Here is an 11,156-nt window from a genome sequence, read left to right on the forward strand (position 1 = left end):
GACCGCAATGGCGACAAAATTAAAACCGAATCCGAAAATCAGCCGACTCCGCCACCGTGAAATTTGTCGGCCGCGCCGCACGGCAAGATGATGGATGACGGCGCACAGTTTAGATGATTTGCGTTGGAATGCCAGTCCCAAGCCGGCTCGCCCGCCTCGACCATCCCCGGTTCACATTCAAAGCCGAGCCGATTTCGGATAAAATCGCCAGCTTATCGATACAATTAATTGGAGCAATGGGTGAGTATTCTTAAGATCCTGGAATTTCCCGACAAACGCCTGCGCACGGTCGCCGCGGAAGTCAACCAGGTCGACGACAACATCAGAACCCTGGTCGATGATATGCTGGAGACCATGTACGCCGCCAAGGGCGTCGGTCTGGCCGCGACCCAGGTCAACGTGCACCAGCGCGTGCTGGTCTTGGACGTCAGCGAGAACAAGGACGAGCCGATCTGCCTGATCAACCCGGAAATCATCGAGCGCGACGGCGTCGAGGAATCGGAGGAAGGCTGCCTTTCGGTTCCCGGCTTTTTCGAAAAAGTCAGCCGCGCCGAGCACATCAAGGTCCGGGCGCTAAACCGCGACGGCGAAAGCTTCGAGTTGGAAGCCAGGGATCTGCTGGCCGTCTGCATACAACACGAAATGGACCATTTGCTCGGCAAGCTGTTCGTCGATTACCTGTCCCCGTTCAAACGCAACCGGATCAAAGCCAAATTGGACAAAATCCACAAGTCTCAAGGCAATTAAAGGACTTTCCGATGAACATCGTTTTCGCCGGCACGCCGGATTTCGCGGTACCGACGTTGCAAGCGCTGATTGCTTCGCGGCACCGGGTCGTCGCGGTTTACACCCAGCCCGACCGCCCCGCCGGCCGGGGCCGTAAACTGACCGCCAGCCCGGTCAAAGCGCTGGCCTTGGGCTACGAAATTCCGGTCCACCAGCCCGAGAACTTCAAACAAACCGGCGCGATTGAAGCGCTGGCGGCCTTGCAACCCGATTTGTTGGTCGTCGTCGCCTACGGCTTGATCCTGCCTCAAGCGGTACTGGACATCCCCAAGTTCGGCAGCATCAACGTGCACGGCTCGCTACTGCCGCGCTGGCGCGGCGCGGCGCCCATCCACCGCGCCGTGATGGCCGGCGATGCCGAAACCGGCATCACGATCATGAAAGTCGTCAAAAAGCTGGATGCCGGCGACATGTTGTACAAGGCCGCCTGTCCGATCGGCCCGACGGCCACCAGCAGCGAACTGCACGACCGCCTCGCGCTGATGGGCGCGGATGGCTTGGTCACGGTCGTCGATCAAATCGCCGCCGGCAGCGTGGTCGCGGAACCCCAGGACGAAGCCCTGGTCACCTACGCCCACAAACTCGACAAAACCGAAGCGGTCCTGGACTGGTCGGAATCGGCCGACGCATTGGACCGCAAAATTCGCGGCCTGAATGCTTGGCCGGTCGCGCAAACCACGTTCGACGGCCAAGTGTTGCGGGTTTGGCGGGCCAGCGTGGTAGCCCGAGCGCCCGGCAGCGCGCCGGGAACGGTCGATTGCGCCGAGCACGCATTGGACGTCGCCACCGGCGCCGGTACCCTGCGGCTGCTGGAAGTGCAACTTCCCGGCGGCAAGCGTTTGTCCGCCCGCGACTTTCTGAACGCCCATCCGGCCGACGGCGCGGTGCTCGGATCATGAACCTTCGCGGCTGCGCGGCGCAGATACTCGCCAAGGTCCTCGCCGACGGCGTTTCGTTAACCGCCGCGCTTGATGCCGGCCTACCGAAAATCAAGGACCATCAGGACAAGGCCTTCGTCCAAGCCTGTTGTTACGGCGTGATCCGCCATTATTTCGCGTTGGAATTCATGCTCGGCAAACTGCTGTCCAGACCGTTGAAAGCCAAGGATGCCGACATCAAGGCCTTGCTGCTGGTCGGCTTGTACCAGCTGCAGCACATGCGGGTCAAACCGCACGCGGCGGTCTCGGAAACCGTCGCCGCCACCAGCCACAAACCCTGGGCCAAGAATCTGGTCAACGCCGTGCTGCGGCAATATCTGCGCGACACCGAAACCCTGACTGCCGCCTGCGCGGCCGATGAACAGGCCAGCTCCAACCATCCGGCCTGGATGATCGCCGCGTTCGCCGCCGACTGGCCGGACCACTACCCGCGCCTGCTCAGCGCCGACGACCACGCCCCGCCGATGATGTTGCGGGTCAACACCCGGCGCGGCGAACGCGGTGCCTATCTGGACGAACTGGCCGCCGCCGGCATCGCCGCCCAAGCGGTGGACGGTTGCGCGACCGCGCTGCGCTTGGATCAAGCCTTGTCGGTCGAACAACTGCCCGGTTTCGCCGACGGCCGCGTCTCGGTGCAAGATGCCGCCGCGCAACTGGCCGCAGAGTTGCTCGATGTGCAAGCCGGCCAGCGCGTGCTCGACGTTTGCGCCGCGCCGGGCGGCAAAACCGCGGCGATCCTGGAAATGCAGCCCACGGCCGAGGTGTTGGCGATCGACATCGACCCGGCGCGTCTAAAACGGGTCGACGACAATCTGGCGCGCCTGAGCTTGAGCGCAACCACGCTGGCCGCCGATGCCACCCGCCCCAACGCTTGGGCCGGCGACCGCCGATTCGAGCGGATTCTGGTGGATGCGCCCTGCTCCGGCCTCGGCGTGATTCGCCGCCATCCCGACATCAAACTGCTGCGCCGCGAGTCCGATCTGGCGGCGCTGACCGCGTTGCAAGCGCAAATCCTCGACGCCGTCTGGGAGTTGTTGGCGCCCGGCGGCATCCTGCTCTATGCCACCTGTTCGGTTCTAAAGCGGGAAAACGAAGCGCAAATCGCGCGTTTCCTGGCCGATCACCCGGAGGCCGTCGAACTACCCATCGCCGCGCACTGGGGATTGGCGCGTCCGCACGGCCGGCAGATTCTGACCGGCGACCGGCAAATGGACGGCTTTTACTATGCCAAGCTGCGGAAAACCAGTTGAAGCCGCGCCAGGCGGCTGGATTGAAGATCGCGACCAAAACCGGCGATTCCGCCACCCTTGGGTCCGCTTGCGTGCGTTGATCTGGCTGACGCTCACCCTATCGCTACCGACCGCCGCCACGGCCGGCGACTACTCGGCCCGAATCGGCTACCCACAATGGCAAACCGGCGAAAGCGGTTACACGGCCGGCGTGCAAATCGAATATCGGCTGAGCCCCACCGCCAAGGAAGCGTTGCATAAAGGCGTGCCGCTGACTTGGCGCGTCATTCTCGAATTGCGCCGTCCCGGCCCATTGTGGGACGAAACCCTCTACAACCGGGAACTGCGCTATACCCTGCAATTTCACGCGCTGCTGAATCAATACGCCGTCGAGACAGAAAATGCCGGCAGCGAAATGTTCCTGACCCTGAGCGCGGCGCTGGCCTTCATGGCGTCAATCGCCGCCGACGTGGCGCCGCCCGGCGCAAATCTCGACACGGCGCAATTGCAGCTCGCGGTAAAAACCCGTTTCGACCGCGAAGCCCTGCCGATTCCGCTCCGCCCGATGGCCTATCTGGACCATCGATGGTTTTTGTCCAGCGACTGGTATTTATGGTCAATCCCAAAATAAAACTGCCGGCCAGCGCCCTGATCGTCATCCTGTTCGGCGCGGTCTTGTTGCTGTTGCAATTGATGAGCAGCGCCAGCCAGGAATCGTCGGAACTCGGCGAAATGTATTCCTGGCTGCTGGTCATCAATACGCTCGGATCGATCATCCTGCTGGGCTTGGTCGTCGTCAACGCCTACTCGCTGGTCCGAGAACTGAAAAAGAAAGAAGCCGGTTCCCGGTTGACCACCCGGATGGTGTCGCTGTTCGTGTTATTGGCGCTGGCGCCGGCGGCCATCGTGTTTTATTTTTCGGTGCAATTCCTGCATCAAGGCATCGACAGTTGGTTCAACGTCGAAATCGACCGGGCGATGGACGACGCGCTGGAACTGAGCCAGTCGTCGCTGACCCAACGGATGAATTGGCATATCAAGCAAACCCAGCAAATGGCCGACCAATTGCGCGGCAAGTCCGAGCATTTGATCGCGCTGGAAATCGGCTCGCTGTGGGCCGAATCCGGCGCGCTGGAGCTGGCGGCCTTCACCAACCAAGGCCGAATTCTGGCGTCGAGCAGCGTCAATCCCAGCGACATTCTGCCGCACATGCCGGACGAACAGATCTGGCTGCAACTGCGCCAAAACAAGCAATACTTCGCGTTCGATCCCGGCGACAACGACGACATGCTGGTCCGCATCATCGTCTCGTTGGAACCGGATCAAAGCCGCTACCTGCAGGTGCTCTACCCGATTCCGCTGCGGGTCACCGATTTGGCCGACTCGATCGAGTTCGCCTTCATTCGCTACCAGCAGATGAATTTTCTACGCGACTCGCTGAAAACCAGTTTCTCGTTGATTCTGCTGCTGGTGCTGTTGCTGAGCCTGCTGGCGGCGATTTGGGTGGCCTTCATCAGCATCCGCAACATCGTCGCGCCGGTCAAGGAGTTGGTCAAGGGCACCCAGGCCGTCGCCGAGGGCGACTATCAACAGCAACTGCCGGTGATGAGCCAGGATGATTTGGGTTTTCTAGTCGAATCCTTTAACCAGATGACCCGGCGTATCGGCCGCTCCCGCGACGAAACCCGCGCCGCCGGTCTGGAAGTGGAAAATCAACGCGCCTACCTGGAGACCATCCTCGCCAATCTGACCGCCGGCGTGATCAGCTTCGACGCTCGCTACTACATCCGCACCGCCAATCAAGCCGCCTACCGGATTTTGCACATTCCGGTCAGCCATTTCGTCGGCCAAACCTTGCCGGAGTTGGCAGCCAACCATGCCGAGCTAGCCGACATGCTGACCGCGATCCAGCGCTTACTCGAAAAAGCCGACGACATCTGGGAGCAACGCATCGTCTTCCTCGGCCCCAACGGCCGCCAGGAGTTGCTGTGCCGCGGCACGCCGCTGTTTCAGCAAGACGGCAGCCGCACCGGCGCGGTCGTGGTGTTCGACGACGTCACCGACTTGATTCAGGCCCAAAAGAACGCGGCCTGGGGCGAAGTGGCGCGGCGCCTGGCCCACGAAATCAAGAATCCGCTGACGCCGATCCAATTGTCGGCCGAGCGCCTGCAACATAAACTGGCCAAGGAGCTCGACGACGCCGACGCCGAATTCCTGCAGCGCGGCACTCGCACCATCGTCCAGCAGGTCGAAGCGATGAAGCGGATGGTGGACGATTTTTCCGAGTACGCCCGGCCGTCAAAGAAACAAGTCGAGAAAATCAATTTGCTGGAATTGATCCAGGAAGTGCTGGCGCTATACACGCCGTTCGGCATCAAATTCGACACCGATTTCAAGAATCAGCAAGTCGTCGTCGAAGCCGACCCGGTCAGCATTCGCCAAGTGCTGCACAATTTGATCAAGAACGCGCAGGAAGCGACCCCCGAACAATGCCGGGTGGCGATCAAGATCGCCAAGGTGGTGCGCAACAACGCCGAATACGTGGAACTCAGCCTGTACGACAACGGCAGCGGCCTGAACGCCGAGCAGATCGAAACCATTTTCGAGCCCTACGTCACCAGCAAGGCCAAGGGTACCGGCCTGGGCTTGGCCATCGTCAAGAAAATTATCGAGGAACACGGCGGCGTGATCTGGGTGGATACGTCTTATAATGCCGGGGCCGGCTTCATCATCCAACTGCCGGTCTTTGAATTCGGGAACCCTTCATGAACAAGCAAGCGCCCTTTATTTTGGTCGTCGACGACGAGCAGGACATTCGTCAACTGGTATCGGAAATTTTGGAAGACGAAGGTTACGAGGTCGCGATGGCCGAAAACGCCACCGAAGCCCGTAAGCTGAAAAACCAACGTCCGCCCAATCTGATATTGCTGGATATCTGGATGCCGGACAGCGACGGCATCACCTTGCTGCGCGAATGGGTCGGCGAAGACAGCGCGTTATGCCCGGTCATCATGATGTCCGGCCACGGTTCGGTGGAATCGGCGGTCGAAGCCACTCGGCTGGGCGCCTACGACTTTCTGGAAAAACCCTTGTCTCTGGCCAAATTGCTGTTGATCGTGGAGCGGGCGCTGGAAACCAGCTCGTTGCAGCGCGAAAACGCCGGTCTGAAACAGCAACTGATGATCACGGTCGAGCCGGTCGGCAAGAGCGCCGTGGTCGAGCGCACCAAGGACAAACTGAAGCGTCTGGCCCAGCACGACGCCCGGGTGCTATTCGTCGGCGAAGCCGGTGTAGGCAAGGAAATGTACGCCCGCTATCTGCACAACGCCAGCTCGCGGCGCGACGGCCCCTTCGTCGATGTCTCGGTCGGCAGTATCTCGCCGGAAAACGCCGCGGTCGAATTTTTCGGCCGCGAGGATAACGGCCGGATTTATCGCGGCCTGCTGGAGCAAGCCCATCGCGGCACCTTGTTTCTCGGCGAAATCGGCGGCATGGACCCGGAAACCCAAACCCGCTTGCTCAGCGCGCTGGAATCCAGCTCCTTCCTGCGGGTCGGCGGCAGTCAGGCGGTGCGGGTGGATGTGCGCGTCGTCGCCTCGACCCGGATGGCGCTGGACGAGGAAGTCAACAGCGGCCGGTTCCGCCAGGATTTGTATTATTTGCTGAACGTGGTGACGCTGGACATCTCGCCGTTGCGCGATCACAGCGAAGACGTGCCGGCGCTGCTGAATTTCTACGTCGACCATTTCGTGATGCACGAGAAACTGCCGTTCCGGCGCTTCTCGATGGCCGCGCAAAATTATCTACGCAACTACAGCTGGCCGGGTAACGTCCGCGAATTGCGCAATCTGGTGCAACGCTTAATGATCCTGGGCGCCGGCGACGACATCGAGCTGGACGAAGTCAAGACCGCGCTCGGCTCGATTGCCGAACAACCCAAATTGGGCTCGAACGTGCCGGAGTTTTTCAATCTGCCGCTAAAAGAAGCTCGCGACCACTTCGAAAAATCCTATCTGGAATACCACTTCGAAAAGACCGGCGGCAGCGTCGCCAAATTGGCGGCGGCGATCGGCATGGAGCGCACCCATTTGTACCGCAAGCTACATTCCCTGAAGATCAAGCTGTGAGCCGAAACAGGCCCGCACCGACGCCGTCCGCCAGGATCATGCCGGCAAAACGCATCCTCCAGCGTTAGTTGGGCACCTTAACTAACCGGCGAGACCAGGACGAATTCGGACCGCACCGACGAACTTCGCCGAGTCAATGAGACCCGGCGGTCAAGTAAAGCGCGCCGGTTTCTTCGGCCGATAATCTCGTCTTGCGGGTTAATGGATATGCACTTCGCGGGATTTGGCTTTGTCGCTGCGGCGCAAGGTATAGTCGTCCTGATCGCCGGCCATCGGCTTGCCGTCGCTGTTCAGCAACACCAGCGTGCTGTCGTCCTGAATCGTGAATTGACGCACCGACGCATCTTTTTTTGAAGTGAGCGACAAGGTACCGGATTTGTCGTCCCAGGCGTATTTACCCTTGTCGTAATACTCCCGGCTGGATTCGCGCGCATACTGGGTCACCAACAGATAATTGCTTTTGGGTTTCAGCGACAACGTCATTTTAAAACCGTCGCAATCCTTCTCCTTGCACGGCAAATAACCGTAGAACACACCGCGAAACCCGCTGGTTTCCTCGGCCGGCGCGGCATGGGCGGTATGATCGACGCCTTGCTCCTGATGGCGACTCATCTCACGCGCCTTCAGGGCTTTTTCCTGCAGTTGCATATCGGATTCGGCCCAGGCGACGTTAAACGAAGCCAAGCAGGCGCCGAAAAAAATCCATCTCACATTTTTTGTCATTATTCTGTTCAATGTTTGCATAAGCGATTTTTCTGGTCTGTGCGTTAAGTGATCGTTCTTGCGGCCCATGATACACCGGCGGATAGGCACCCTCCCAAGCTGATCGAAAGCCGGGCCGTTCAACGGTGCGGTATAGTATCCCGAGGTGGCCGATTTTGACAGCGTCGGACCTTCGGCAAGACTACCAGTCAAATCGCCGATATCAATACCGGATTCGTGCCGCCGCTCGCGAACAGTCGGACAACCCGATGATGCGTGAAACGGACAGTCTCGACATTGTCCAAGCCAAACACCGCCGCTGGTAGGATATGATGTCGCTAACCCCATATGACTATCGTCACCCGACCCCGCTACGTTAAGACACCACCCACCCAGACTCTCCATCCGGTCGGATAACAATCCGGCATGACGACTATCGCTACGCACGCCTCGTGGCGGGGACTTGCGATCAATAAAATGCAAGCACGCGGTTAAGCGTCGGTATTCAAACCCAAATAAACTTGAATTTGGCTTGACGTTTCAGTAGAATTCCGGGTTTTTATAGACCGCCTCAACCTTTGAGAAGCAAATAATGAAAACATTTAGTGCAAAGCCCGCGGAAGTTAAGCGCGACTGGTACGTGATCGATGCGGAAGGAAAGACATTAGGTCGCCTTGCTACTGAGATTGCACGCCGTCTTCGCGGCAAACACAAACCCGAATACACGCCGCACGTCGACACCGGCGACTACATCATCGTCATTAACGCCGAGAAAATCGGCGTGACCGGCAACAAGGAAAAAGACAAAATGTACTATCGCCACACCGGCTACATAGGCAACATGAAGTCTGCTTCGCTGGGCAAATTGAGACAAACCTTCCCGGACCGTATCATCACGACCGCGGTACAAGGCATGCTGCCTAAGAATCCATTGGGTCGGGCGATGTTCAAAAAATTGAAAGTTTACGCGGGCGCCGAGCACAATCATCAGTCTCAGCAACCCAAAGTTTTAGAATTCTAAGCAGGTAGATAGTTTATGGCAGCTCAGTACTACGGAACAGGTCGTCGCAAAAGCTCGGTCGCGCGCGTTTACGCCACCATCGGCTCAGGCAAATTCACCATCAACAGCCTCCCTGTTGAGCAATATTTCGGTCGCAAAACCGACGAAATGATTGCCAGACAACCCCTGGAGTTGTTGGGCAAAACCGCCGACTTCGACGTCAACATCCTCGTTAGCGGCGGCGGCCCGTCCGGTCAAGCCGGCGCCATCAGACACGGTTTGGCTCGCGCTCTGATCGAATTCGACGAAGTATTGAGATCGCCCCTGCGTAAAGCCGGTTACGTGACTCGCGACGCCCGCGTCGTCGAACGTAAAAAAGTCGGTCTGCACAAAGCCAGAAAACGTCCGCAATACTCGAAACGTTAATCGGTTTTACCGAAAAAAAAGCCGCTGGAAAGCGGCTTTTTTTGTGCCTCCGAACTTAGGACAACTGGCTTCCGACCTCAAATCCGCGTCCGCCAGCACTAAGCTCCCAACCCTAAACACTGTTTCCGGCCAAGCCGACAGCCTGAAGCAAACGGGTCGAACTGACTCGACACCCTCCCAAATCAACAGCCAATCGCCAATAGCGATGACCGCGGGTAGCGAGAGCGAGCCAGTCTAAAGACTAGCTTAGCCGAGCACCTGCTAATTGATAGCGTGTTGCCGATCGGGAAACAGCGCAACCACCAGCGCCAGATGTTCGGGCGCGTCGAACAAAATACTTCTCTCGGCGAAAAATTCGCTGGCGGCGTCGATGGCATCGAGCATCACCGCGACCACGTAACGCTCGGCGTGCGACGACGCCACCATTTTCTCGGGTACCGCCGATTCGATCCGCAACACCTGCATCGACTCGTCGAACGAATGCAAACGCAAGCCGTCAAAATCGGCCTTTTCGACCCGGCTCGGCAACATAAACACAACATCCAGGACCGGCATGCGCTTTTGCAAATGGTGCTCGCGCAGTCCGGCCAGATCGATGGCAACTTTGGTAATGGCCTTGGCGATCGCGCTGTCTTCCAGCGCGCGATCAGGCATCATGGAAGCAATATGTAGGGTCATGGCGCACTCTCGATAATGGATGGTAACGTCATCCAGCAAAAGCCGTTCCAGGTCGTCGGCTGCATTCAAAATCAGGCAAACCCACCGTTGCGGCCCGACATTGCCAAGCATTTCCGGCCAAAATCCGAGTTTTCCGCGAACTCTAGATTGTGCCAAAGCCAACAAAGTCGGGCCGGTCCGCAACTCCAGCAACGACACTCGACCAATCATCAGTCTGCCCGGCGCCCCTTTTGCCCCCCGATACCCTTATCACGCTGAATCCCATCCATTGCTAACGCCGATTGGCGGCGACAATCGCGGTAATCGCCTCTGCTACCCCGGCTAACTCGTCGTCGTAAACCATCGTTTTATATTCAACGGCAGTCGTATCGACCAGCGATTGCCGGGAATGTTGACGATCATCGGCAAGCAGTTCGATGCGAGTCAAGGTCGACAATCCCGGCTGTAACGGCTGCTCGGCCAGTTCCACGCTGTTCATGACCACCCGGACCGGCACCCGCTCGGCGACATGTATAAAATTGCCGGTCGCATTATCGGTCGGCAATAAAGCAAACACACTACCGGTACCCGGCAGTAAACCCTCCACGCGACCGTGATACAGACGGCCGGGATAGGCATCGACCTGAATTTCAGCGGGCTGACCCGGCCGAATACCGGCGATGCGATTTTCCGGCACATTGGCCTCGACCCACAAACGATCCACAGCTACGATGCTCAATAATGGCGTGCCGGGCTGAACGCTATCGCCGACCCTTGCCTTGCGCTTGGCGACGACACCGGCGATAGGCGCGCGGATTTCTCGGCGCCGGTACTCCAAATAGGCTCGGCGCAAGCGCTGCTTGGCCAACTCGACGGCAGGATGCTCCGCAATATCCGTTGTTCCGAGTTGCACCACCAATTCGGCTTGCTCCGCGCCAACTTCGAACTCCGCCGCCTCGAGCTCCCGGATTTTATCCTCCGCATTTTGCACCTGCTGATCGGATACGGCACCCTCGTCAAGCGCCAAACGCATGCGGTTCAGGTCATGACGAACCGCTGCCAGTGCCGCGCCACGCGCCGCCGAACGTTGGTGCAAGGTTTCCCGCTTCGCCGCCAATGCCGCGATTCGCCGCACCGTATCCGCCACCTCCGCCTCGGCTTGGCGCAGGCCGATTTCGGCATGCCGGCCATCCAGCCTGAGCAACAACTGACCGGCCGCCACCGCTTGCGTGTCCTCGGCGAGGATTTCCACCACGGTACCGGCGGTTTGCGCCTCAACCCCGATCACATG

At 59.1% G+C, this 11,156-nt stretch carries 11 protein-coding genes; 8 read left to right on the top strand and 3 right to left on the bottom strand.

All coding sequences use genetic code 11. From position 1 onward, the window contains the following. Positions 1-240: 240 nt before the first annotated feature. From def to AC3B8H_RS01710, 6 genes are read left to right on the top strand one after another with little or no spacing between them, the layout of a single operon-like run. On the top strand, positions 241-747 hold the full coding sequence (def, locus tag AC3B8H_RS01685; protein WP_488439883.1) for a peptide deformylase: 507 nt from the start codon (positions 241-243) through the stop codon (positions 745-747). 11 nt (positions 748-758) lie between these two features. Then, positions 759-1,685, top strand: a complete 927-nt coding sequence (gene fmt, locus AC3B8H_RS01690) for a methionyl-tRNA formyltransferase (protein WP_488439884.1) — start codon at positions 759-761, stop codon at positions 1,683-1,685. Beyond that, positions 1,682-2,974 carry a 16S rRNA (cytosine(967)-C(5))-methyltransferase RsmB gene (gene rsmB / locus AC3B8H_RS01695; RefSeq protein WP_488439885.1) on the top strand — a complete coding sequence of 431 codons (1,293 nt, stop codon included), beginning with the start codon at positions 1,682-1,684 and terminating at the stop codon, positions 2,972-2,974. The genes fmt and rsmB overlap by 4 nt, the downstream gene beginning before the upstream one ends. Beyond that, a complete protein-coding gene (locus tag AC3B8H_RS01700) occupies positions 2,949-3,584 on the top strand; it encodes a DUF4390 domain-containing protein (RefSeq protein ID WP_488439886.1) in 636 nt (211 codons plus the stop codon). Before rsmB ends, AC3B8H_RS01700 begins: the two co-directional genes overlap by 26 nt. Continuing rightward, positions 3,566-5,722, top strand: a complete 2,157-nt coding sequence (locus tag AC3B8H_RS01705; RefSeq protein WP_488439887.1) for a sensor histidine kinase — start codon at positions 3,566-3,568, stop codon at positions 5,720-5,722. Before AC3B8H_RS01700 ends, AC3B8H_RS01705 begins: the two co-directional genes overlap by 19 nt. Continuing rightward, entirely contained in the window at positions 5,719-7,080 is a 1,362-nt protein-coding gene (locus tag AC3B8H_RS01710; RefSeq protein ID WP_488439888.1) for a sigma-54-dependent transcriptional regulator, read from the top strand. Before AC3B8H_RS01705 ends, AC3B8H_RS01710 begins: the two co-directional genes overlap by 4 nt. A 198-nt stretch (positions 7,081-7,278) precedes the next feature. Here AC3B8H_RS01710 and AC3B8H_RS01715 read toward each other — a convergent pair whose 3' ends face one another. Continuing rightward, the gene (locus AC3B8H_RS01715; RefSeq protein ID WP_488439889.1) at positions 7,279-7,791 is read right to left on the bottom strand and encodes a copper resistance protein NlpE; all 513 of its coding nucleotides are present in this window, start codon (positions 7,789-7,791) and stop codon (positions 7,279-7,281) included. Between the two features lie 583 nt (positions 7,792-8,374). Here AC3B8H_RS01715 and rplM point away from each other — a divergent pair. Then, complete coding sequence (rplM, locus tag AC3B8H_RS01720) at positions 8,375-8,803, top strand: 50S ribosomal protein L13 (protein ID WP_488439890.1); 429 nt, start codon at positions 8,375-8,377, stop codon at positions 8,801-8,803. A gap of 15 nt (positions 8,804-8,818) precedes the next feature. Beyond that, positions 8,819-9,208 (top strand): 30S ribosomal protein S9, encoded by a 390-nt coding sequence (rpsI, locus tag AC3B8H_RS01725; RefSeq protein ID WP_064029605.1) that lies wholly within the window; start codon positions 8,819-8,821, stop codon positions 9,206-9,208. A gap of 261 nt (positions 9,209-9,469) precedes the next feature. Here the strand turns inward: rpsI and AC3B8H_RS01730 are convergent, their stop codons facing one another. Both AC3B8H_RS01730 and AC3B8H_RS01735 read right to left on the bottom strand, forming a co-directional pair. After that, the gene (locus AC3B8H_RS01730; RefSeq protein ID WP_488439891.1) at positions 9,470-9,886 is read right to left on the bottom strand and encodes a hypothetical protein; all 417 of its coding nucleotides are present in this window, start codon (positions 9,884-9,886) and stop codon (positions 9,470-9,472) included. A 271-nt stretch (positions 9,887-10,157) separates the two neighbouring features. Next, positions 10,158-11,156 (bottom strand): membrane fusion protein of tripartite multidrug resistance system (locus AC3B8H_RS01735; RefSeq protein ID WP_488439892.1); only part of this gene is annotated, 999 nt, incomplete at its 5' end.

Source organism: Methylomonas sp. BG-2 (assembly GCF_057766305.1).

Coding starts and splice junctions, on each gene's coding strand:
- AC3B8H_RS01730 (WP_488439891.1), bottom strand. CDS start 9,886: ATGACCCTACATATTGCTTCCATGATGCCTGATCGCGCGCTGGAAGAC.
- rpsI (WP_064029605.1), top strand. CDS start 8,819: ATGGCAGCTCAGTACTACGGAACAGGTCGTCGCAAAAGCTCGGTCGCG.
- AC3B8H_RS01705 (WP_488439887.1), top strand. CDS start 3,566: ATGGTCAATCCCAAAATAAAACTGCCGGCCAGCGCCCTGATCGTCATC.
- AC3B8H_RS01710 (WP_488439888.1), top strand. CDS start 5,719: ATGAACAAGCAAGCGCCCTTTATTTTGGTCGTCGACGACGAGCAGGAC.
- fmt (WP_488439884.1), top strand. CDS start 759: ATGAACATCGTTTTCGCCGGCACGCCGGATTTCGCGGTACCGACGTTG.
- rsmB (WP_488439885.1), top strand. CDS start 1,682: ATGAACCTTCGCGGCTGCGCGGCGCAGATACTCGCCAAGGTCCTCGCC.
- rplM (WP_488439890.1), top strand. CDS start 8,375: ATGAAAACATTTAGTGCAAAGCCCGCGGAAGTTAAGCGCGACTGGTAC.
- AC3B8H_RS01700 (WP_488439886.1), top strand. CDS start 2,949: ATGCCAAGCTGCGGAAAACCAGTTGAAGCCGCGCCAGGCGGCTGGATT.